Below are 23,609 nucleotides of genomic sequence, written 5' to 3' on the forward strand. Positions count from 1 at the left end.
GACGGCAACCCGATGAGCACGGATCAGCCAGGGCGCCTGCCCGACGCGTTCACGACCCCCGGGTCGTCGTCCTTCCTGGACTTCCTGTCCGGGCACGCCCCGGACCTGCTGCCGTCGCACCGCGCCGCAGGGCACCCGTCCGCGGGCGTCGCGCCCGACGCGCCGCACGCGACGACGATCGTGGCGCTCACGTTCGGCGCCGAGGGTGTCGCGGGCGGCGTCGTCATGGCGGGCGACCGCCGCGCGACGATGGGCTCGATGATCGCGAACCGCGAGATCGAGAAGGTCTTCCCGGCCGACGAGTTCTCGGCGGTCGGGATCGCGGGGACCGCGGGCATCGCGGTCGAGCTCGTGCGCCTGTTCCAGCTCGAGCTCGAGCACTACGAGAAGATCGAGGGCTCCCTGCTCTCGCTGGACGGCAAGGCCAACCGCCTGTCGACGATGATCCGGCAGAACCTCGGCCTCGCGATGCAGGGGATCGCGGTTGTCCCGCTGTTCGCCGGGTTCGACCTCGACCGCGGTGGCGGCCGCATCTTCTCCTACGACGTCACCGGCGGCCGGTACGAGGAGCGCGCCTACCACTCGGTGGGCTCCGGGTCGGTGTTCGCGCGGAGCTCGCTGAAGAAGCTCTGGCGCACCGAGCTCGATCGTGAGTCCTCGGTGCGCGTCGCGGTCGAGGCCTTGTACGACGCGGCGGACGACGACTCGGCCACGGGCGGCCCGGACCCGGTACGTCGCATCTGGCCCGTCGTCGCGGTCGTGACGCAGGCCGGGTACGAGCGCGTCGGCGACGACGAGCTGGCCGCCGTCGTGGAGCAGATCGTGGCCGAGCGGTCGGGGACGGGCGTGCCACGTCGGCGACCGGCCGTGACGAACGCGGAGGCGGTCCCTCACGACCAGCCGCACGACCTGTCGCAGGGCCCCGCGTCGGGAGGTGACGCCGAGTGAACATGCCTTTCTACGTCTCGCCCGAGCAGCTCATGAAGGACCGGGCGGACTTCGCGCGCAAGGGCATCGCGCGCGGCCGGTCCGTCGTCGTCCTCGCGTACGAGGACGGGATCGCGTTCGCGACGGAGAACCCGTCGCGCGCGCTGCACAAGATCTCGGAGATCTACGACCGCATCGCGTTCGCCGCGGTGGGCAAGTACAACGAGTTCGAGAACCTGCGGGTCGCGGGCGTGCGCTACGCGGACCTGCGCGGGTACTCCTACGACCGCACCGACGTCAACGCGCGCGGGCTCGCGAACGCGTACGCCCAGACGCTCGGCACGGTGTTCACCACGGAGTCCAAGCCGCTCGAGGTCGAGCTCGTCGTCGCGGAGGTCGGGCGCACCTCGGCGCAGGACCAGCTCTACCGGATCTCCTACGACGGGTCCGTCGCCGACGAGCAGGGCGTCGTCGTCATGGGCGGGCAGGCCGACCAGCTCGGTCGCGTGCTCCAGGACGCGTGGGAGCCCGGCCTCGGCCTGGCCGACGTGCTGCGGCTCGCCGTGCGCGCGCTCGGTGCGGGCGGCGAGGGGGAGGGGGCGCGGGCCATCCCGGCTGCGCAGCTCGAGGTCGCCGTCCTGGACCGCACCCGTCCGCGCCGCGCGTTCCGCCGGATCTCGGGGAGCGCGCTGGAGGACCTCCTCGCGGACGGCGACGGCCGGACGGCGGTCCCCGACGCCGTGACCGACGACGCGGACGACGCGACGGGCGCCGACCCCGCGACGGACGAGGGGTAGGACCGCGATGGACCGCAGGATCTTCGGGCTGGAGACGGAGTACGGCGTGACGTGCGCGTCCGACGACGGCCGGGGGCTGTCGGCGGACGAGGTGGCGCGTTACCTGTTCCGCAAGGTGGTCGCGTGGGGGCGCTCGTCCAACGTGTTCCTGCGCAACGGCTCGCGACTGTACCTCGACGTCGGCTCGCACCCCGAGTACGCGACGGCCGAGTGCGACGACGTGCACCAGCTCGTCGCGTACGACCGCGGCGGGGAGCGGATCCTCGAGGGCCTCGTCGCCGACGCGCAGCAGCGTCTCGAGCACGAGGGCCTGCCCGGGCGCATCCACCTCTTCAAGAACAACACCGACTCGGCGGGCAACTCGTACGGGTGCCACGAGAACTACCTCGTGCGCCGCCAGGGCGACTTCGCGCGACTGTCCGACGTGCTCGTCCCGTTCCTCATCACCCGCCAGGTGCTCACGGGCGCGGGCAAGGTCCTCGCGACGCCGCGCGGCGCGGTCTACTGCCTGTCGCAGCGCGCCGACCACATCTGGGAGGCCGTCTCCAGCGCGACGACGCGGTCCCGCCCGATCATCAACACGCGCGACGAGCCGCACGCCGACGCCGAGAGCTACCGGCGCCTGCACGTCATCGTCGGCGACTCGTCGATGGCGGAGACGACGACGATGCTCAAGGTCGGTTCGACCGACCTCATCCTGCGCATGATCGAGGCGGGCGTGCCCATGCGCGACCTGGCGCTCGAGAACCCGATCCGGTCGATCCGCGAGATCAGCCACGACATGACCGGCAAGCAGCCCGTCCAGCTCGCGAGCGGTCGGACGGTCACCGCGATCGACCTCCAGGGCGAGTACCTCCAGCGCGTCAAGGAGTTCGTCGAGCAGGACGTCTCACCGACGCCGGTCGTCAAGCAGGTCCTCGACCTGTGGGAGCGGGGGCTGCGCGCGCTCGAGTCGGGCGACCTCTCGCTGGTCGACCGCGAGCTCGACTGGGTCATCAAGTACCGGCTGATCCAGCGGTACCAGGCCAAGCACGGGCTCGAGCTCGACGACCCGCGGATCGCGCGCCTGGACCTCGCGTACCACGACATCTCGCGCACCGAGGGGTTGTACAACCTCCTCGCTGCGCGCGGGATGGTCGAGCGCGTCACGACGGACCTCGAGGTGTTCGAGTCGACGGCGGTCCCGCCGCAGACGACGCGCGCCAAGCTGCGCGGCGACTTCGTGCGCGCCGCGCAGGAGGCGCGCCGGGACTACACGGTCGACTGGGTGCACCTCAAGCTCAACGACCAGGCGCAGCGCACGGTCCTGTGCAAGGACCCGTTCCGGAACGTCGACGAGCGCGTGGAACGCCTCATCGAGTCGATGTGACGCGGGACGTGATGTGACGAACCTGGCCCTCGCGGCCGGGCGCCCCGTGCGGGGCGCGCGGCCCGTCCGTCGTCGTGCGTCCGCGGTCCGGGCGGCTCTCGCGCTGCTCGTGGCGCTCGTCGGGACCCTCGTCCTCGCCGCGTGCACGGAGCCGGAGGACGCGACCCCGACGCCACTGAACACCGACCTCGCAGTGACCGGCTCGTCGGGCGCGCCGCCCGAGCTCCAGTACCGCGCCCCGCTCGACGTCCCCGAGGCGACCTCGGAGGTCGTGTGGCCGGGCGCCGGGGCCGAGCTCGTCGACGGCGGTCCGCTCCTGCTCAACCTCTACGCGCAGGACGTGAGCGACGGGACGGTCCTCCAGAACACGTACACCGACGCCCCGCGCTGGCGCGAGCTGACGGACGAGTCGATCGGGCGCGACCTGCGCGACCTCCTGCGCGGCCAGCGGGTGGGCGCGCGGCTCCTGCGGCTCGAGGAGGACGACGGCGTCCCCGTCGCGCTGGTCGTGGACGTGCTGCCGACCCGCGCCTCGGGCGAGGCGGTCGCCCCCGTCGAGGGCCTGCCGACCGTGACGCTCGCCGAGGACGGTGCGCCCAGCGTCGCGGTGCCGCCCGAGACGGCGGCGCCCGCGGGGCTCGTCGTGCAGCCGCTGATCCGCGGCGACGGCCGACAGGTCGAGGTGGGCCAGGTCGTCACCGTCCGGTACACGGGCGTGCGCTGGTCCGACGGTGAGGTGTTCGACTCGACCTGGACGGACGACACGGCGCCGCTGTCGATCATGATCGGGATCGGGGAGGTCATCGAGGGGTGGGAGCAGGGCCTCCTCGAGCAGTCGGTCGGCAGCCAGGTGCTGCTCGTCGTCCCACCGGACCTCGCCTACGGCGAGACGGCCAACCCGCTCGCAGGCGAGACCCTCGTCTACGTCGTCGACATCCTCGATGCCCAGTTCCCGGTGACCGCGGAGGAGGCCGCCGAGGGCGGCGCCGACGGTGCCGGTACCGACACGACCGGCGACGCGCCGACCGACCAAGGAGAGTCCCCATGACCGTCGCGATCCGCGTGATCCCGTGCCTCGACGTCGACGCAGGGCGCGTCGTCAAGGGCGTGAACTTCGAGAACCTGCGCGACGCGGGCGACCCCGTGGAGCTCGCCTCCCGGTACGACGCCGAGGGTGCGGACGAGCTGACGTTCCTCGACGTCTCGGCGTCCTCGGGGAACCGGGAGACGACGTACGACGTCGTGCGGCGCACCGCCGAGCAGGTCTTCGTCCCGCTCACCGTCGGCGGCGGCGTGCGCTCGGCGGAGGACGTGGACCGCCTCCTGCGCGCCGGCGCGGACAAGGTGGGAGTCAACACGGCGGCGATCGCGCGCCCCGAGCTCATCGCCGAGATCGCCGACCGCTTCGGCAGCCAGGTGCTCGTGCTGTCCGTCGACGCGCGGCGCACGACGGGCGACGTGCGCACGGAGTCCGGGTACGAGGTCACGACCCACGGCGGGCGCCGGGGGACGGGCATCGACGCGGTGGGGTGGGCCGCGCGCGCCGCGGGGCTCGGGGCCGGCGAGATCCTCCTCAACTCGATGGACGCCGACGGCACGACCGCGGGCTTCGACCTCGAGATGCTCGCCGCGGTGCGCTCCGAGGTCCGCGTCCCGCTCGTCGCGAGCGGCGGGGCGGGGACACCCGAGCACTTCGTGGCCGCGGCGCGCGCCGGGGCCGACGCCGTGCTCGCCGCGAGCGTCTTCCACTTCGGCGCCCTGACGGTCGCGCAGGTCAAGGACGCGATGCGCGCGCAGGGCGTCGAGGTGCGCTGAGCGGGTCGCGCGCGGGCCTGCGGGCCCGACGAGGTCGCGCCGCGGAATACCGTCGGGCCCTGTCAGGGCTGCATGAGAGGATCGTGCAACCCCCTGAACGAAAGACGAGGACCGTCCCGTGCCCGGCAGCAGGACGCGCCCCACCGGCGCCGACGCCCAGCCCGCTCCGACCGACCTGCCGGCCCCGACGGACCGGCCCGACCCGCTCCCTGACGAGCCGACCGTCCGCCGCCCGCACGCCCTGACCGGGTCCCGCGTGCGCCGGTCGCTCGTCCTCATGGGCCGCGGAATCCGCGACGAGCCGCGCACGTACGCGCTGGCGATCGGGTCGTCCGCGCTCTTCGGCGCGCTCACCGTCGCCGTGAGCAGCGCGATCGGCACCGCGACGGACGAGGTCGTCGTCCCGGCGCTCGCCGGAGATCAGGCCGCGCGCGGCCGCATCTGGGTCGCGGGCCTCGTGCTCGCCGGCATCGCGGTCTCGCTCGCCGCGAGCGTGGCCGCGCGCCGCATCTTCGCGGGGAACGGGTACGCCGCGCTCCAGGCACGGCACCGCACCGCCGTGACGCGCCAGTACCTGCGCCTGCCCATGTCGTGGCACCGCTCGCACCCCGCCGGGCAGCTCCTCTCCAACGCGAACTCCGACGTCGAGGCTGCGACGGGCGTGTTCAACCCGCTCCCGTTCGCGCTCGGTGTCGTCGTCATGATCGGCGTCGCCGCGGTGATGCTGTTCCGGGTGGACGTCTGGCTCGCGTGCGCCGCGCTCGTCGTGATCCCGCTCGCGATCGCCGTGAACATCGTCTTCCAGCGCTACATGTCGCCCGCGATCACGCGTGCGCAGCAGCTCCGCGCCGAGGTGTCCGACGTCGCGCACGAGAGCTTCGAGGCCGCCCTGCTCGTCACCTCGCTCGGGACCGCGGACCGCGAGGAGCGCCGCTTCGCCGAGCGCACGGACGAGCTGCGCGCCGCGAACGTCCGCGTCGGCGTCGTGCGCGCGTTCTTCGACCCGGTCATCGAGCTGCTGCCGTCGCTCGGCACGCTCCTCGTCCTGGCCGTCGGGACCGTCCGCCTCACGTCGGGCGGGGTCGCGGCGGGGGACATCGTCACCGCTGCCTACCTCCTCACGGTCATGGCCGTGCCCGTCCGGGCGTTCGGCTGGGTGCTCGGCGAGCTCCCGCGCGCCCTCGTCGGGTACGAGCGCATCAGCCGCGTCGTCGACGCGGGCGGGGTCCTGCGCCCCGGGACCGGCGGCCTGCCCGGCGGTGGCTCCGGTCTGGGCGTGCGCCTCGAGGGCGTCGGCGTGGACGTCCGCGCCGGCGGACGCGTGATCACCCTGCTCGACGGGATCGACCTCCAGGTCGATCCCGGGACCACGGTCGCGGTCGTCGGTCCCACGGGCGCGGGGAAGACGACGCTCGTGTCGTTGCTCGCTCGGCTCTCCGACCCGACGCGCGGTCGCGTGCTGCTCGACGGCACCGACGTGCGCGACGTGCGCGAGGCCGACCTCACCGCCCAGGTCGCGCTCGTCGCGCAGCAGGCGTTCGTCTTCGAGGACACCGTCCGCGCCAACGTCACGCTCGTCGACGACGGCGACCCCGGTCCGGACGACCACCAGGTCTGGGAGGCGCTGCGCCTGGCGCGCGTCGACGACGTCGTCTCCCGCCTGCCGGAGGGCCTGGACGCGCCGCTGGGGGAGCGCGGTGCGAACCTGTCCGGCGGCCAGCGCCAGCGGCTCGCCATCGCGCGCGCCCTCGTGCGTCGCCCGCGCCTGCTCGTCCTCGACGACGCGACGTCAGCGGTCGACCCGCGCGTCGAGCAGCAGATCCTCGCGGGTCTCGCTCGCGACGGGGCGGAACGCCCGACCGTCGTCATGGTGGCGTACCGCATGTCGAGCGTCGCGCTCGCGGACGTCGTCGTGCACGTGGAGTCCGGCCGTGTGGTCGACGTCGGGACGCACGACGAGCTGCTCGCGCGCGACGCCGGGTACCGCGAGCTCGCGACCGCGTACGCGCGTGAGGCCGAGCGGCGCGAGCAGGAGCGTGCGGACGCCACTGACGACACCGCGCGGGAGGCGGCCGAGGACGGGCGGGACGTTCACGACGAGGACCGTCGGGAGGACGACCTCGCGCGTCGCGAGGAGATCGAGGAGGACGACGTCGTGCAGCACGTCGAGACGGGGGCGCTGGAGGAATGAGCCGGACCACCACCACGGAGCGGCCGGCCCCGGCCGGCGCGCCGGGCCGGGCGGCCGAGGCCCGCATCGCCTCGGCGAGCTCGCTGGGCGTCCTCGCCACCCTGCGCCGAGGCGTCCAGGTCTCGCCGCAGATCCTCGACGGGATCTGGGTCACGCTCGGGCTCGCGGTCGCGGCCGCGCTGGGCCGTGTCGTCGTCCCGGTGACCGTCCAGCAGACCGTCGACACCGGCGTGCTCGCCGACGGCGGGCCGGACACGACCCGCGTCGCCGTGCTCGTCGGCGTGGCCGCGGTCGTCATCGTCCTCGCGGGCCTCTGCTCTGCCTTCGTCAACGTCCGGCTGTTCCGGTCGACCGAGGCGGGGCTCGCCGGCCTGCGCGTGCGGGCGTTCCGGCACGTGCACGACCTCTCCGTCCTCACGCAGAACACCGAGCGGCGCGGGTCGCTCGTGTCCCGCGTGACGAGCGACGTCGACACCATCTCGCTCTTCGTCCAGTGGGGCGGCATCATGCTGCTCGTCTCGGTGCTCCAGATCGGCGTCGCGACGGTCCTCATGGCCGTCTACTCGTGGCAGCTCACACTCGTCGTCTGGGCGTGCTTCGTCCCGTTGTTCCTCGTCCTGCGGCCCGCGCAGGCGCGCGTCAACGACGCGTACACGCAGGTCCGCGCGCGCGTCGGGGGGATGCTCGGCGCGATCTCGGAGTCGATCGTCGGTGCCGAGACCATCCGCGCGTACGGCGCGGGCGCCCGCACCGCGCGACGTGTCGACGCCGCGGTCGACGCGACCCGGCGCGCCATGGTCCGGGCGCAGAAGCTCGTCGCCGTCGTCTTCTCGAGCGGCGTGCTCGTCGCGAACCTCGTGCTCGCCGTGGTCGTCGTGGTCGGCTCGTACCTCGGGGTGGCGGGCGACATCTCGGTCGGCCAGCTCCTCGCGTTCCTCTTCCTCGTCCAGCTCTTCACGGGCCCCGTGCAGATGGCGACCGAGATCCTCAACGAGCTCCAGAACGCCGTCGCCGGCTGGCGCCGCGTCCTCGCGGTCCTGGAGACGCCCGTCGAGGTGGCCGACAAGGGTGACGCGGGGGAGCGCAGCCCGCGCGGGCCCGCCCACGTGCGGCTCGAGGGCGTCCGGTTCGCCTACCCCGACGGCCCGGAGGTGCTGCACGACGTCGACCTCGATCTCCCCGCGCGGGCGTCCGTCGCCGTCGTGGGCGCGACCGGTTCCGGGAAGACGACGATCGCCAAGCTCGTCACGCGGCTCATGGACCCGACCGCGGGGCGCGTGCTGCTCGACGGCACCGACCTGCGCGACCTCGCCGTCGCGTCCCTGCGCGAGCGCGTCGTGCTCGTGCCCCAGGAGGGCTTTCTCTTCGACGGCACGCTCGCCGACAACGTGGCGTACGGGCTGCGCGGCGACGCAGAGCAGGAACCCGACGCCGCCCGCCGTGCCCGGATCGAGGCCGCCGTCGAGCGGCTCGGGCTCACCGACTGGGTCGCGGACCTGCCGGACGGGCTCGACTCCCCGGTCGGTCAGCGCGGCGAGTCGCTCTCCGCGGGGGAGCGGCAGCTCGTCGCCCTGGTGCGCGCCTATCTCGCCGAGGCCGACCTGCTCGTCCTCGACGAGGCGACGTCCGCCGTCGACCCCGCGACCGAGGTCCGCATCGCCCGGGCGCTCGCGTCGCTCACCGCGGGCCGGTCCACCCTGACCATCGCCCACCGGCTCTCCACCGCCGAGGCGGCCGACCTCGTGGTCGTGGTGGACGCGGGCCACGTCGTCGAGGTCGGCCACCACGACGACCTCGCGCGCGTCGGCGGCGTCTACGCCCGCATGCACGACGCCTGGGTCTCCCAGACCCGGTGAGCCCTGTGCGGGCCTGGTGCGACGACTCGCGACGGGGGGCGGAGGGCGGCGAGACGGGGGTCCGAGGCCGCCCCGGCGTCTGGCAGGATTCTCGGGTGCCCGACTCCACGACCGGACCCACGACCGTCTCCGCGCTCGACCCCCAGCTCGCCGCGCGGCTCAAGCGCGACGACGCGGGCCTGGTCGCCGCGATCGTCCAGCAGCACGACACGGGTGACGTGCTCATGCTCGGCTGGATGGACGACGAGGCGCTGCACCGGACGCTGACGACCGGACGCGTGACGTTCTGGAGCCGCTCCCGGCAGGAGTACTGGCGCAAGGGCGACACCTCCGGCCACGTGCAGGTCGTGCGCTCGGTGGCGCTCGACTGCGACGGGGACGCGCTGCTCGTGCGCGTCCACCAGGTGGGGGCCGCGTGCCACACCGGCACGCGCACGTGCTTCGAGGCCGGGGGAGACCTGGGCGCCGTGGTCGGCGACCTGCCTCCCGGCGCCGCCGACCCCTCGACCACGCCCGACCCTGATCCTGAGGAGGAGAACCAGTGAGCGCGACCGTCGAACCGGCCGAGACCACCACCGTCCCCGCGGGCGGTCCCGCGTGGGGCGCGACGTGGCCCGTGCTCGACGGCTTCCGTGCGCTCGCCACGTCGCGCCGGGTGGTCCCCGTCGTGCGGCGCCTCCTGGCCGACGACGTCACCCCTGTCGGCCTGTACCGCACGTTGGCGCAGGGCCGGCCGGGCACGTTCGTCCTCGAGTCGGCGGAGTCGGACGGCCGCTGGGCTCGGTACTCGTTCGTCGGCGTGGCGTCCCGGGCGACGCTCACGGCGCGTGACGGCCGGGCGGTGTGGTCCGGCGACGTGCCCGCCGGCGTCCCGCTCGAGGGGGACGTCGTAAAGGTGCTCGAGGCGACGCTCGACGTGCTCCGCACGCCGGCCGTCGAGGGCCTGCCGCCGCTCACGGGCGGGCTGGCGGGCGCGATCGGCTGGGACGTCATCCGGCACTGGGAGCCGACCCTGCCGTCGGACGCGCCCGACGAGCTGGGCGTGCCCGAGCTCACGCTGTGCCTCGCGACGGACCTCGCGGTCGTCGACCACGCGGAGGGCAGCGTGTGGCTCGTCGCCAACGCGATCAACTTCGACGACACGGACGAGCGCGTGGACGAGGCCTACGCGGACGCCGTCACGCGCCTGGACGCGATGCAGGCCCGGCTGGTCGCCGGGGGCGCGCACGTCGCGTCGGTCGTGGCGCCGAACGCCGCCGAGCCCGCGCTCGAGTTCCGCTCGACGCGCGACGAGTTCGAGGCGTCGGTCGTCGCGGGCAAGGACGCGATCCGCGAGGGCGAGGTGTTCCAGGTGGTGCTGTCCCAGCGCCTCGACCTCGACTGCCCGGCGGACCCGCTCGACGTGTACCGCGCGCTGCGGACGATCAACCCGAGCCCGTACATGTACTACTTCCAGCTCACGGACGCGGACGGGCGGGACTTCGCGGTCGTCGGGTCCAGCCCGGAGACCCTCGTGAAGGTCGAGGACGGCCGCGTCACGACGTTCCCCATCGCCGGCTCGCGCCCGCGCGGCGCGACGCCGGAGGAGGACGTGGCGCTCGGCGAGGAGCTCCTCCAGGACCCCAAGGAGCTCGCCGAGCACATCATGCTCGTGGACCTGTCGCGCAACGACCTCGTCAAGGTGTGCGAGCCGACGTCGGTCGAGGTCGTGGAGTTCATGGCGACCAAGCGGTTCAGCCACATCATGCACCTGTGCTCGACGGTCGTCGGGACGCTGCGCGACGGCGCCACCGCGCTGGACGCCTTCCGGGCGACGTTCCCCGCCGGCACGCTCTCGGGCGCGCCCAAGCCGCGCGCGATCGCCCTGATCGACGAGCTCGAGCCCGCGTCGCGCGGGATCTACGGTGGGACCGCGGGGTACTTCGACTTCGACGGGAACATGGACATGGCCATCGCGATCCGGACCGCGCTGATCCGCGACGGTCGGGCGAGCGTCCAGGCCGGCGGCGGGATCGTGGCGGACTCCGTGCCGGCGCTGGAGTACGCGGAGTCGCGCAACAAGGCGGCCGCCGCGGTCCGGGCCGTCCAGGTCGCCGCACGGCTGCGGGGGCTCGCGTGAGCCGGCCGGCCGGGCCGAGCCGGCGCACCGCGATCTGGGTCCTGCTCCTGCTCGGGGGCGCGACCCTCGCGACGGCCGTGCCGACCTGGCTGAGCACGACCGGCGCGACGGCGCTCGACCCGCAGGTCGAGGTGACCGTCGCCGGGACGTCGGCGGCCCCCGGGGTGAGCGCGTCCGCGCTCGTGCTCGTCGCCGCCGCGCTCGCGCTGGGGCTCGTGGGTCGCATCGGCCGGTGGGTCGTGCTCGCCGTCGCCGCGGCGAGCGGCGTCGTCGCGACCGTCTCCGCGCTCGGCGTGGCGCTCGACCCGGAGCCGAGCGCGCGGTCGGCCGTCGCGGACGCGACGGGGGTCACGGAGCTCACGGCCCCGGTCGACCTGACCGTCGCGCCCTGGTTCGCGGCGGCGCTCGGCGTCCTCACGGTGCTCGCGGTGGTGTGGGTCGCCGTCGGTTCGCGGTCGTGGGCCGGCGCGTCGACGCGGCACGAGCGGGCGACCGGTGGGACCGCGCCCGCCGCCTCGGCGGCAGCGGGGACGACGGTGCCCGAAGGGCCCTCGGACCCGTCCGGTGCCACGGAGCCCGCCTCGCCCGACGACCTCACCGACCACGACGCATGGGACGCGCTGTCCCGCGGCGAGGACCCCACGGACCGCTGAGCAGCGCGGACACCCCCTCGCGCCGTCGCAGCGCGGACCGCGCGGGGGACGGGCACCGGCCCGGTCCGATAGGCTCTGACCACATCTTGACGAAAGGCACGACCCTCATGGCCGAGAACCAGCAGACCACCGAGATCGCCTACCTGCCGCCCGCGGCTCCGCCCACGAATCACGGCCACACCGTCGCCGCCTGGTTCACGATGATCGGCATCATGGTCGGGTCCCTCGTGGCCGCGATCGGTGTCCTCCTCCCGGGCATGGCCCAGGTGTCCGGCGTGTGGCTCTTCTGGGTCGGCATGGGCCTCGTGGCGGTGGCGCTCGTCGGCGGCCTCGTGCTCCGCAACATGGGCTACGGCCAGAAGCAGTCGCGATGACGCAGCCGCCGGGACCCGGCCCGTACGACCCCGCAGGCTCGCAGGACGGGTCGCAGGCGCCGTACGGCTCGTCGGCGCCCGGCGGCCCCCAGCCGCCGACGGGCGACCCCGCGGGCGCGCCCTACGCGGCGCAGCCGCAGTACCCCGCCGGGCAGTACCCCGGCCAGCAGTACCCCGGCCAGCAGTACCCGGCGGGCGCCTACGGGGCCCCGCCGTACTACCCCAAGAACAGTCTGGCCATCTGGTCGCTCGTGCTGGGGATCGCCGCGTTCGTGCTGAGCTGCGGCTTCTTCACAGGCATCCCGGCGGTGATCGTCGGCAACGCCGCGAAGCGCGCGGTCGCGGAGGGGCAGGCGGACAACGACGGGATGGCGACGGCCGGGATCATCCTCGGCTGGGTCGCGATCGGGCTGTCGGTCGTCGGCGTCCTCTTCCTCCTCTTGTTCTTCCCCGCCTTCTTCGCCTGGGTCGGCACGATCCCGGACCAGTACTGACGGGCGCGCACGTGACGTCCGAGGCCGTGCGACGCCGTCGGGTCCCGCGCGCGGCGCAGGCACCGCTCGCGGTCGGCGCGCTCGTCGCGGCGGCGACGGCCTACGTCGGCGCCGTCGACCCGAACCGCCCCGGGCACTACGTCACGTGCCCCCTGCTCGCGCTGACCGGCCTCGCGTGCCCGGGGTGCGGGGGGCTGCGCGCCACGCACGACCTCGTGCACCTCGACCTCGCCGCCGCCTGGTCGATGAATCCCCTGTGGGTCCTCGTCGCACCGCTGCTCGTCACGCTGTGGGCCACCTGGCTCGTCCGGGCCTGGCGCGGGCGCCCGGCTCCCCGGCTCCCGGCCTGGCTCGCGTGGGCCTCGCTGGGTGTCCTCGTGCTCTTCGGCGTCCTGCGGAACGTGCCCGCCCTCGTCCCGTGGCTCGGCCCGGCGGTGGTCTGAGACGGTCGGGCAGCCCCGCGCCGGTCGTCTCGGGGGCTGGGCCGTGGTCATCGTCACTCGGGGTCGGCTCTACGATGGCAGGTACCTCCCTGTCAACGGGTCGGCCGAACCTGTGGGTGCACGACGGCCGACCGGCCCGGCCGGGGGGCGGGAACGACACGGGGAGTGGTGGGACGATGACGGTTCTGGACGACATCGTCGCGGGCGTGCGCGAGGACCTCGCGGTGCGTCAGGCGGCGACCTCGCTCGACGAGCTGAAGGAACGTGCCGCCCGTGTCCCCGGGGCGCTCGAGGTCGTGAGTCGTCTCAAGGCGGACGACGCCGTCGCGGTGATCGCCGAGGTGAAGCGCTCGAGCCCCAGCAAGGGTGCGCTCGCGGCGATCTCCGACCCGGCCGAGCTCGCGGGGGAGTACGAGAAGGGCGGCGCGGCCGCGATCTCCGTGCTCACCGAGCAGCGCCGCTTCAACGGGAGCCTCGCCGACCTCGACGCGGTGCGCGCCCGGGTCGACGTCCCCGTGCTCCGCAAGGACTTCGTCGTGACGCCGTACCAGGTGTGGGAGGCGCGGGCGCACGGCGCCGACATCGTCCTCCTCATCGTCGCCGCGCTCGAGCAGACGGTCCTCACGTCGCTCGTCGAGCGCGTCCACTCGCTCGGCATGACCGCGCTCGTCGAGGTGCACACGCTGGACGAGGTCTCGCGGGCGCTCGACGCCGGTGCACGCGTCGTGGGCGTGAACTCACGCGACCTCAAGACCCTCGACGTCGACCGCACGACGTTCGCGCGCCTCGCTCCCGCCATCCCGGACGAGGTCGTCCGCGTCGCCGAGTCCGGCGTGCGCGGGCCGCACGACGTCATGGACTACGCCCGTTCCGGTGCGCACGCGGTGCTCGTCGGCGAGGCGCTCGTGACCGACGACGCCCCGCGCGCGTCCGTCGCGGACCTCGTCGCGGCCGGGTCGCACCCGTCGCTGTGGTCCGTGCGGCCCTGAGGCACGACGGCCCCGTCCGTCACGCCGCAGGCGCCGCGCCCTGGCCCAGCACACCCCACCACGCAGGAGGACCGGCCCCGTGCCCGACTCGACACCTTCGACCACCTCCCGGAGCGCCGAGCACTCCGTGCGCGCCGACCTGACACGCTCCCTCGCGACCCAGGAGGGTCCCTACTTCGGCGAGTTCGGCGGACGGTTCGTCCCCGAGGCGCTCATCGCCGCGCTGGACGAGCTGGAGACCGAGTACCGCAAGGCGCTCGACGACCCGGCGTTCGTCAACGAGCTCGCGCGGCTCCAGCGCGAGTACACCGGGCGTCCGAGCCCGCTCACCGAGGTGCCGCGCTTCGCGCAGCACGCGGGCGGCTCGCGCGTCTTCCTCAAGCGCGAGGACCTCAACCACACCGGCTCGCACAAGATCAACAACGTCCTCGGCCAGGCGCTGCTCGTCAAGCGCATGGGCAAGACGCGCGTGATCGCCGAGACCGGGGCAGGCCAGCACGGCGTCGCGACGGCGACGGCCGCGGCCCTGCTCGACCTCGAGTGCGTCGTGTACATGGGCGAGGAGGACACGCAGCGCCAGGCGCTCAACGTGGCCCGCATGCGCCTGCTCGGCGCGGAGGTCGTCCCCGTGACGATCGGGCAGCGCACGCTCAAGGACGCGATCAACGAGGCGCTGCGCGACTGGGTCGCGAACGTCGACACGACCCACTACCTCCTGGGTACGGTGACCGGCCCGCACCCGTTCCCCGAGATGGTGCGCGAGTTCCACCGCGTCATCGGCGAGGAGGCGCGCACGCAGATCCTCGACCGCATCGGTCGCCTGCCGGACGCGCTCGCGGCGTGCGTCGGCGGCGGGTCCAACGCCCTCGGCCTCTTCAACGCGTTCCTCGACGACGAGGGCGTGGAGCTCTACGGCTTCGAGGCCGGCGGTGAGGGTGTCGAGACCGGTCGGCACGCGGCCCGGTTCAGCGGTGGCGCCCCGGGCGTCCTGCACGGTGCGCGCTCGTACCTGCTCCAGGACGACGACGGGCAGACGCTTCCGAGCCACTCCGTCTCGGCAGGGCTGGACTACCCGAGCGTCGGCCCGGCGCACTCGTGGCTGCACGACCTCGGGCGCGCGACCTACGAGCCCGTGACCGACTCCGAGGCGATGGACGCGTTCCGGCTGCTGTGCCGCACGGAGGGCATCATCCCTGCGATCGAGTCGGCGCACGCGCTCGCGGGCGCGCTGCGGGTAGGTCGCCGGGCCGCCGAGGCCGGCCGTACGGACCACGTGATCCTGGTGAACCTCTCGGGGCGCGGGGACAAGGACGTCGCGACCGCCGCCCGGTGGTTCGACCTGGTGGACGACGAGGCGATCGCCGAGACGGCGACGGGCACGGAGGGACAGCTGTGAGCGCGGCGCAGACCAAGGACGCCCCCGGGGCGCCGACCGCGGGGACGACCTCGGTCACGGCGCGTCGGCTGCTCGAGCTCCGCGCGGAGGGTCGCGCCGGGCTCGTGGGCTATCTGCCGGTCGGGTTCCCGACCGTGGACCGTTCCATCGAGGCGGCGCTCGCGCTCGTCGAGTCGGGCGTGGACGTGCTCGAGCTCGGCGTCCCGTACACCGACCCGGTGATGGACGGCCCGGTCATCCAGGCCGCCGCCCAGACCGCGCTCGACGCCGGCGTGCGCGTCGCGGACGTGTTCCGCGTCGTCGCGGCCGTCACGGAGCGCACGGGCGGGCGGGTGCCCGTGCTCGTCATGACCTACTGGAACCCGGTCCTGCGCTACGGCGTCGACGCGTTCGCGCGCGACCTCGCCGCCGCCGGGGGCGCCGGCCTCATCACGCCGGACCTCATCCCCGACGAGGGTCGCGCCTGGTTGGACGCCTCGGAGGCGCACGGCCTGGACCGCGTGTTCCTCGTCGCCCCGAGCTCGACCGCGGAGCGGCTGCGGCTCACCGCGCGCGCGTCGCGCGGGTTCGTCTACGCCGCTTCCACGATGGGCGTCACGGGAGTGCGGGCGGCCGTCGGACCGCAGGCGGCACGCCTCGTCGCCGACACGCGCGCGGCCGGGGCCGACCTCGTGTGCGTCGGGCTCGGCGTGTCGACGGGCGCCCAGGCCGCCGAGGTCGGGCGGTACGCCGACGGCGTCATCGTCGGCTCTGCGTTCGTCCGCCCCCTGCTGGCCGACGCGCCGTGGGACGAGCGGATCGCCGCCCTCAAGACCGTCGCGGCCGGTCTCGCCGCGGGCGTGCGCTCGGGTCGGGAAGGGGCCGGCGACGACGTCCCGGCCGCCACGACGACGTCCGGAGAGGTGGTCGCATGAGCGCCGCGCTCGCCGTCGGGCAGCTCGTGGAGGCCGCGGGCGCCCTGCCCGCCGCGATCCCGAGCCCCCCGCAGCACACGTGGTACGTCGGGCCGTTCCCGATCCGGGCGTATGCGCTCGCGATCCTCGCGGGAATCGCCGTGGCTCTGTGGCTCACCCGGCGCCGCTGGGTGGAGCGCGGGGGAGAGGCGGACGACGTCCTGGAGATCGCCTTCTGGGCGGTCCCGTTCGGGATCGTCGGCGGACGTCTGTACCACGTGTTCTCGACGCCGGACCCGTACTGGGGCCCGAACGGCGACCCCGTCCGCGCGCTCTACGTGTGGGAGGGCGGCCTCGGCATCTGGGGCGCGGTCGCGCTCGGCGCGGTCGGCGCGTACATCGGGTGCCGCCGCCAGCGCGTGAGCTTCCCCGCGTTCGCCGACGCCCTCGCGCCCGGGCTGCTGCTCGCGCAGGCCGTCGGCCGCCTCGGCAACTGGTTCAACCAGGAGCTCTTCGGCGCGCCCACGACCCTGCCCTGGGGGCTTCGCGTCGACGACTCCGTGGCCGCCGCGGCGGGCTATCCGCCGGGCACCTTGTTCCACCCGACGTTCCTCTACGAGATGGTCTGGAACATCGGTGCTGCCCTGCTCCTGATCTACCTGGACCGTCGGTTCCGGCTGGGTCATGGTCGGGTATTCTGGCTCTACGTCTTCGTCTACACGCTCGGTCGGGTGTGGATCGAGATGCTGCGCATCGACGAGGCCGAGCTCGTCCTCGGCCTCCGGCTGAACGTCTGGACCTCGATCCTGGTCGGCGTCGGTGCGTTGATTGCGTTTATCGTTGTCGGGCGTCGCCACCCCGGGCGCGAGGAGACGGTGTCCCTCGACGCTCCGGACGAGGCGTCCACCACGGGGTCCGAGGAGCCGGTCGAGGAGTCGACCGACGACGAGGACACCTCGACGACCGAGGACTCCGACGACTCGGAGGAGTCCGAGCAGGCAGATGCCGCGCGACCAGACCCCGGTCGCTGAGCATCCGTCATTCATAGGCGAATCCGCCGGGCGACCGCCCGGTGGGTTCTGTCATGTCCATAGGGCCGACGACGTCCCGAATCCCCCAGCTGGAACCAGCCCGGCCGTCTCGGTCGGGCGCCTGTGAGGACGGTGTTGATGACCACGCCGCAGTATCGGGACGCGCACCGGGCACCTGCCCTGTCCGCCCCTCCCACGGCATCCGGTCTGTACGACCCCGCCGCCGAGCACGACGCGTGCGGCGTCGCCTTCGTGGCGACGCTCCGCGGCACGCCCGGACGCGACATCGTTGACGCGGGCCTGACGGCCCTGCTCAACCTCGACCACCGCGGCGCCGTGGGCGCCGAGGAGAACAGCGGCGACGGCGCCGGGATCCTCACGCAGATCCCCGACGCGTTCGTGCGCGACGTGGTCGACGCGGAGCTCCCGCCCGCCGGGCACTACGCCATCGGCATGGCCTTCCTCCCGCAGGACGCCGGCGCGGCCGCCGAGGCGGTCCGCAGCGTCGAGGCGATCGCGGCCGAGGAGAAGCTCGAGGTCCTCGCGTGGCGCGACGTGCCCGTGACGGCCGACCTCGTCGGCCCGAGCGCCCGCGCGTCCATGCCGCTGTTCCGCCAGGTCGTCGTCGCGGACCCCGCGCGCGAGCTGTCCGGCGTCGAGCTCGACCGCCGCACGTACCGCCTGCGCAAGCGCGCGGAGAACGAGCTCGGCCTGTTCTTCGCCTCGCTCTCGGCGCGCACCCTCACGTACAAGGGCATGCTCACGACGGCGCAGCTCGAGCCGTTCTTCCCGGACCTGTCCGACCCGCGGTACGCGAGCGAGATCGCGCTCGTGCACTCGCGGTTCTCGACGAACACGTTCCCGTCCTGGCCGCTCGCGCAGCCGTTCCGGATGATCGCGCACAACGGCGAGATCAACACGGTGCGCGGCAACCGCAACTGGATGGCCGCGCGCGAGGGCACCCTCGCGAGCGACGCCGTCGGCGACCTCGCGCCGCTCCTGCCGGTGTGCTCGGAGGGGTCGAGCGACTCGGCGAGCTTCGACGAGGTCCTCGAGCTCCTGCACCTGTCGGGCCGCTCGCTGCCGCACGCCGTGCTCATGATGATCCCGGAGGCGTGGGAGAACCACGCCGACATGGACCCGGAGCTCCGCGCGTTCTACGAGTACCACTCGACGCTCATGGAGCCGTGGGACGGGCCCGCGTGCCTGAACTTCACGGACGGCACCCTCATCGGGGCGGTCCTGGACCGCAACGGCCTGCGCCCGGGGCGGTACTGGGTGACCGAGGACGGCCTCGTCGTGCTCGCGAGCGAGGCGGGCGTGCTCGATCTCGACCCCGCGACGATCGTCCGCAAGGGCCGCCTCGAGCCGGGGCGCATGTTCCTCGTCGACACCGGCCAGGGCCGGATCATCGAGGACGAGGAGATCAAGTCCCAGCTCGCCGCGCAGCGCCCGTACGCGCAGTGGGTCGCGGAGAACGCGGTCTACCTCGACCAGCTCCCCGAGCGCGAGCACGTCGCGCACAGCCCCGCGTCCGTCGAGCGCCGCCAGCGCGCCTTCGGGTACACGCAGGAGGAGCTCAAGGTCATCCTCACCCCCATGGCGAACACGGGGGCGGAGCCGCTGGGCGCCATGGGCACGGACACGCCCATCGCCGTCCTCGCGAAGCGACCGCGCCTGCTGTTCGACTACTTCACGCAGATGTTCGCGCAGGTGACGAACCCGCCGCTCGACGCGATCCGCGAGGAGCTCGTCACGTCCATCGGCGGCGCGATCGGCCCGGAGCCGAACCTCCTCGTCGACACGCCCGAGCACGCGCGCAAGCTCATGCTGCCGTTCCCCGTGCTCGACAACGACCAGCTCGCCAAGATCATCCGCGTCGACAAGGACCCCAAGCTCGCCGGCATCTTCCGCGCCGTGACGATCAAGGGCCTCTACCGCGTCTCGGGCGGCGGCGAGTCGCTGCTCGCCCGGCTCGAGGAGATCTTCGCCGAGGTCGACGAGCACGTCGCCGCGGGCGCGAGCTTCATCGTGCTGTCGGACCGCGACTCCGACGCCGAGCACGCACCGATCCCGTCGCTGCTCCTGTCGAGCGCGGTGCACCACCATCTGCTGCGCCGGCACACGCGCACCCAGGTGTCGCTCGTCGTGGAGGCCGGCGACGTGCGCGAGGTGCACCACGTCGCGCTGCTCATCGGCTACGGCGCCGCCGCGGTGAACCCGTACCTCGCCATGGAGACGGTCGAGGACCTCGCGCGGCGCGGCTACCTCACGGTCGACCCGGCGAAGGCGGTCGCGAACCTCATCAAGGGGCTCGGCAAGGGCGTGCTCAAGGTCATGAGCAAGATGGGCATCTCGACCATCTCCTCGTACCGCGGCGCCCAGGTGTTCGAGGCGGTGGGCCTGTCCCACGACCTCGTGCAGGCGTTCTTCACGGGGACGACGTCGCGCCTCAGCGGCATCGGCCTCGACGTCGTCGCGGCCGAGGTCGCGGCGCGGCACGTCGACGCGTACCCCAAGTCCGGCAACCACCGCCCGCACGTGCGCCTCACGACGGGTGGCGAGTACCAGTGGCGCCGCGACAGCGAGGAGCACCTGTTCGACCCGGAGACGGTCTTCCGCCTCCAGCACGCCACGCGCGAGCGCCGGTTCGACATCTTCCGCCAGTACACGCACCGCGTGGACGAGCAGTCCTCGCGGCTGATGACGCTGCGTGGCCTCCTCGCGCTGCGCGAGGGCGAGCGTCCCGCGGTCCCGCTCGACGAGGTCGAGCCGGTGAGCGAGATCGTCAAGCGGTTCAACACGGGCGCCATGTCCTACGGGTCGATCTCCGCGGAGGCGCACGAGACCCTCGCGATCGCGATGAACCGGCTGGGCGGCCGGTCCAACACCGGCGAGGGCGGCGAGGACCCGGAGCGCCTGTACGACCCGGAGCGCCGCTCCAAGGTCAAGCAGATCGCGTCGGGTCGCTTCGGCGTCACGAGCGAGTACCTGACGAACGCGGACGACATCCAGATCAAGCTCGCCCAGGGTGCCAAGCCGGGCGAGGGTGGTCAGCTCCCGGGGCACAAGGTGTACCCGTGGGTCGCCAAGACCCGGCACTCCACGCCGGGCGTCGGGCTCATCTCGCCGCCGCCGCACCACGACATCTACTCGATCGAGGACCTCGCGCAGCTCATCCACGACGCGAAGAACGCGAACCCGGCGGCGCGCATCCACGTCAAGCTCGTCTCCGAGTTCGGCGTCGGGACGGTCGCGACGGGCGTGTCCAAGGCGCACGCGGACGTCGTCCTCATCTCGGGGCACGACGGCGGCACGGGCGCGAGCCCGCTGACGTCGCTCAAGCACGCGGGCACGCCGTGGGAGATCGGCCTCGCCGAGACCCAGCAGACGCTCGTGCTCAACAACCTGCGCGACCGCATCGTCGTCCAGGTCGACGGCCAGATGAAGACCGGACGCGACGTCGTCGTGGCGGCGCTGCTCGGCGCCGAGGAGTTCGGCTTCGCCACCGCCCCCATGGTCGTGTCGGGCTGCGTCATGATGCGCGTGTGCCACCTGGACACGTGCCCGGTCGGCGTCGCGACGCAGAACCCCGAGCTGCGGGCCCGGTTCACGGGCAAGCCGGAGTTCGTCGTGAACTTCTTCGAGTTCATCGCCGAGGAGGTGCGCGAGTACCTGGCGCGCCTCGGCTTCCGGACCATCGAGGAGGCCGTCGGCCACGTCGAGTACCTCGACACGCGCAAGGCGATCGACCACTGGAAGGCCCAGGGCCTCGACCTCGGGCCCGTGCTCGAGCGGCCCGTGCCGGTCGAGGGTGCGTCGCTGCGCAACACCACGACGCAGGACCACGGCCTGGAGAAGGCGCTCGACAACCAGCTCGTCGCCCTCGCCGAGGACGCGCTCGAGCGCCGCGAGCCGGTCCGTATCTCCCTGCCGGTGCGCAACGTCAACCGCACCGTGGGCACGATGCTCGGCCACGAGGTGACCAAGCGGTTCCGCGGCGAGGGCCTGCCCGACGACACGATCGACGTGACCCTCACCGGGTCCGCCGGCCAGTCGCTCGGTGCGTTCCTCCCGCGCGGCGTCACGCTGCGCCTCTTCGGCGACGCGAACGACTACGTCGGCAAGGGACTGTCGGGCGGGCGGATCGTCGTGCGCCCGGACCGCAACGCGGTCCTCACCGGGTCGAGCAACGTCGTGGCGGGCAACGTCATCGGCTACGGCGCGACGTCGGGCGAGATCTTCCTGCGCGGTCGCGTCGGGGAGCGCTTCGGCGTCCGCAACTCGGGCGCGACGCTCGTCGTCGAGGGCGTGGGCGACCACGGGTGCGAGTACATGACCGGTGGCACGGTGCTGGTGCTCGGTCCGACGGGCCGCAACTTCGGCGCCGGCATGTCCGGCGGCACCGCGTACGTGCTCGACCTGCGGGAGGGCGCCGTGAACACGAGCGCGCTCGCGACGGGCGAGCTCGGCCTGAGCCCGCTCGAGGACGCCGAGGTGGCGCTCGTCGAGCAGCTCGTGCGTCGTCACCACGAGGAGACGGGGTCGCCGCTCGCGGCCGAGCTCCTCGAGGACTTCCCCGCGGCCGTCCAGCGCTTCACGCGCGTGCTGCCGACCGACTTCGCCCGCATGCGCTCGGCGCTCGAGAAGGCCGAGTCGGCCGGGCTCGACCCCGCGGCCCCGGGCGTCTGGGACCAGATCTTGGAGGTGGCCCGTGGCTGACCCCCGCGGATTCCTGAAGGTGCGGGAGCGCGAGCTCCCGCCCAACCGCCCGGTCGCCGTGCGCCTGCGGGACTGGAAGGACGTGCACGCGCACCTCGAGGAGGGCCAGCCGTTCCTCAAGGAGCAGGCGGGACGCTGCATGGACTGCGGCATCCCGTTCTGCCACCAGGGGTGCCCTCTCGGCAACCTCATCCCCGAGTGGAACGACCTCGTCTACCGCGACCAGTGGGCCGACGCGATCGACCGTCTGCACGAGACGAACAACTTCCCGGAGTTCACGGGTCGCGTGTGCCCGGCGCCGTGCGAGTCGAGCTGCGTGCTCGGCATCAACCAGCCGGCCGTGACGATCAAGAACGTCGAGGTCTCGATCATCGACGAGGCGTTCGCGCGCGGCTACGTCACGCCGCAGGTGCCGCAGCGCCTCACGGGGTCGACCGTCGCGGTCGTGGGCTCGGGCCCTGCCGGCCTCGCCGCCGCCCAGCAGCTCACGCGCGCCGGCCACACGGTGGCCGTCTACGAGCGGGACGACGCGATCGGCGGGCTGCTGCGCTACGGCATCCCCGACTTCAAGCTCGAGAAGCACCACATCGACCGCCGCGTGGCGCAGATGGAGGCCGAGGGGACGCGCTTCCGCCCGGGCGTCGAGATCGGCGTCGACATCACGTGGGACGACCTGCGCGCGCGCTACGACGCCGTCGTGGTCGCCACGGGCGCGACCGTCCCGCGCGACCTGTCCGTCCCCGGGCGCGAGCTCGACGGCATCCACTTCGCCATGGACTTCCTGCACCAGGCGAACGCCGTCGTGGCCGGGCGCGAGGTCCCCGACCAGATCACGGCCACGGGCAAGCACGTCATCGTCATCGGTGGCGGCGACACGGGGTCGGACTGCCTCGGCACCTCGCTGCGCCAGGGCGCGGCGAGCGTGACGACGCTCGCGATCGGCAAGCAGCCGCCGCTCGAGCGGTCCGCGACCCAGCCGTGGCCGACGGACCCGATCCTGTTCGAGGTGTCCTCGTCCCACGAGGAGGGCGGTGAGCGCGAGTTCCTCGCGTCCACCGTCGAGTTCCTGGGTGACGACACCGGGGCCGTGCGCGCGCTGCGTGTCGCGGAGACCGAGTACCTGCCCGACGGCCGTCGCGTGCCCAAGGAGGGCACCGAGCGCGAGATCCCCGCGGACCTCGTGCTCGTCGCGATGGGCTTCACCGGGCCGGAGACGGCGACCATCACGACCCAGGCCGGCACGGACCTCACGAGCCGCGGTCTCGTGGCACGCGGCGACGACTTCGCGTCGTCGCTGCCGGGGGTCTTCGTGGCCGGCGACGCGGGTCGTGGGCAGTCGCTGATCGTGTGGGCGATCGCCGAGGGTCGGGCGGCGGCGGCTTCCGTCGACGCCTACCTTCAGGGAGGGACCGAGCTGCCCGCGCCCGTGCGCGCGAACACCGTGTCCTTGCGCGCTTGACGTGCACCCCGACGTCGGGTGTCCGGCGCCGGGACGATGAGCGGGGCATCCTAGGGAGGGGCACCCCGCGACGACCGGCTC

Annotated in this window: 19 protein-coding genes; all 19 read left to right on the forward strand. The window is 73.5% G+C overall.

The window, feature by feature from the left end:
* Positions 1-12: 12 nt before the first annotated feature.
* Positions 13-948, forward strand: coding sequence for a proteasome subunit beta (prcB, locus tag AC6CH9_RS04115; protein ID WP_498153775.1), 936 nt, complete (start codon positions 13-15; stop codon positions 946-948).
* On the forward strand, positions 945-1,724 hold the full coding sequence (prcA, locus tag AC6CH9_RS04120; RefSeq protein WP_498153776.1) for a proteasome subunit alpha: 780 nt from the start codon (positions 945-947) through the stop codon (positions 1,722-1,724). The genes prcB and prcA overlap by 4 nt, the downstream gene beginning before the upstream one ends.
* Before the next feature lie 7 nt (positions 1,725-1,731).
* The gene (pafA, locus tag AC6CH9_RS04125) at positions 1,732-3,093 is read left to right on the forward strand and encodes a Pup--protein ligase (protein ID WP_498153777.1); all 1,362 of its coding nucleotides are present in this window, start codon (positions 1,732-1,734) and stop codon (positions 3,091-3,093) included.
* Between the two features lie 13 nt (positions 3,094-3,106).
* Entirely contained in the window at positions 3,107-4,141 is a 1,035-nt protein-coding gene (locus AC6CH9_RS04130) for an FKBP-type peptidyl-prolyl cis-trans isomerase (RefSeq protein ID WP_498153778.1), read from the forward strand.
* On the forward strand, positions 4,138-4,908 hold the full coding sequence (gene hisF / locus AC6CH9_RS04135; protein ID WP_498153779.1) for an imidazole glycerol phosphate synthase subunit HisF: 771 nt from the start codon (positions 4,138-4,140) through the stop codon (positions 4,906-4,908). Before AC6CH9_RS04130 ends, hisF begins: the two co-directional genes overlap by 4 nt.
* Positions 4,909-5,185: 277 nt before the next feature.
* Complete coding sequence (locus AC6CH9_RS04140; RefSeq protein WP_498154115.1) at positions 5,186-7,099, forward strand: ABC transporter ATP-binding protein; 1,914 nt, start codon at positions 5,186-5,188, stop codon at positions 7,097-7,099.
* Positions 7,096-8,955, forward strand: a complete 1,860-nt coding sequence (locus AC6CH9_RS04145) for an ABC transporter ATP-binding protein (protein WP_498153780.1) — start codon at positions 7,096-7,098, stop codon at positions 8,953-8,955. Before AC6CH9_RS04140 ends, AC6CH9_RS04145 begins: the two co-directional genes overlap by 4 nt.
* 95 nt (positions 8,956-9,050) lie before the next feature.
* Positions 9,051-9,500 carry a phosphoribosyl-AMP cyclohydrolase gene (gene hisI, locus AC6CH9_RS04150; RefSeq protein ID WP_498153781.1) on the forward strand — a complete coding sequence of 150 codons (450 nt, stop codon included), beginning with the start codon at positions 9,051-9,053 and terminating at the stop codon, positions 9,498-9,500.
* Complete coding sequence (locus AC6CH9_RS04155; RefSeq protein WP_498153782.1) at positions 9,497-11,074, forward strand: anthranilate synthase component I; 1,578 nt, start codon at positions 9,497-9,499, stop codon at positions 11,072-11,074. The genes hisI and AC6CH9_RS04155 overlap by 4 nt, the downstream gene beginning before the upstream one ends.
* On the forward strand, positions 11,071-11,727 hold the full coding sequence (locus tag AC6CH9_RS04160; RefSeq protein ID WP_498153783.1) for a Trp biosynthesis-associated membrane protein: 657 nt from the start codon (positions 11,071-11,073) through the stop codon (positions 11,725-11,727). Before AC6CH9_RS04155 ends, AC6CH9_RS04160 begins: the two co-directional genes overlap by 4 nt.
* A gap of 86 nt (positions 11,728-11,813) precedes the next feature.
* Entirely contained in the window at positions 11,814-12,101 is a 288-nt protein-coding gene (locus tag AC6CH9_RS04165) for an HGxxPAAW family protein (RefSeq protein ID WP_498153784.1), read from the forward strand.
* The gene (locus tag AC6CH9_RS04170; protein ID WP_498153785.1) at positions 12,098-12,595 is read left to right on the forward strand and encodes a DUF4190 domain-containing protein; all 498 of its coding nucleotides are present in this window, start codon (positions 12,098-12,100) and stop codon (positions 12,593-12,595) included. Before AC6CH9_RS04165 ends, AC6CH9_RS04170 begins: the two co-directional genes overlap by 4 nt.
* Positions 12,596-12,606: 11 nt before the next feature.
* Complete coding sequence (locus AC6CH9_RS04175) at positions 12,607-13,038, forward strand: DUF2752 domain-containing protein (RefSeq protein WP_498153786.1); 432 nt, start codon at positions 12,607-12,609, stop codon at positions 13,036-13,038.
* A gap of 176 nt (positions 13,039-13,214) precedes the next feature.
* Positions 13,215-14,027, forward strand: coding sequence for an indole-3-glycerol phosphate synthase TrpC (gene trpC / locus AC6CH9_RS04180; protein WP_498153787.1), 813 nt, complete (start codon positions 13,215-13,217; stop codon positions 14,025-14,027).
* A 127-nt stretch (positions 14,028-14,154) separates the two neighbouring features.
* The gene (gene trpB, locus AC6CH9_RS04185; protein ID WP_498154116.1) at positions 14,155-15,423 is read left to right on the forward strand and encodes a tryptophan synthase subunit beta; all 1,269 of its coding nucleotides are present in this window, start codon (positions 14,155-14,157) and stop codon (positions 15,421-15,423) included.
* Positions 15,420-16,337 (forward strand): tryptophan synthase subunit alpha, encoded by a 918-nt coding sequence (gene trpA / locus AC6CH9_RS04190; protein ID WP_498153788.1) that lies wholly within the window; start codon positions 15,420-15,422, stop codon positions 16,335-16,337. The genes trpB and trpA overlap by 4 nt, the downstream gene beginning before the upstream one ends.
* Complete coding sequence (gene lgt, locus AC6CH9_RS04195) at positions 16,334-17,347, forward strand: prolipoprotein diacylglyceryl transferase (protein ID WP_498153789.1); 1,014 nt, start codon at positions 16,334-16,336, stop codon at positions 17,345-17,347. The genes trpA and lgt overlap by 4 nt, the downstream gene beginning before the upstream one ends.
* A 138-nt stretch (positions 17,348-17,485) precedes the next feature.
* Positions 17,486-22,069 carry a glutamate synthase large subunit gene (gltB, locus tag AC6CH9_RS04200; protein WP_498153790.1) on the forward strand — a complete coding sequence of 1,528 codons (4,584 nt, stop codon included), beginning with the start codon at positions 17,486-17,488 and terminating at the stop codon, positions 22,067-22,069.
* On the forward strand, positions 22,062-23,528 hold the full coding sequence (locus AC6CH9_RS04205; RefSeq protein WP_498153791.1) for a glutamate synthase subunit beta: 1,467 nt from the start codon (positions 22,062-22,064) through the stop codon (positions 23,526-23,528). Before gltB ends, AC6CH9_RS04205 begins: the two co-directional genes overlap by 8 nt.
* Positions 23,529-23,609 lie beyond the last annotated feature (81 nt).

The organism is Cellulosimicrobium sp. GQ32 (assembly GCF_059758455.1).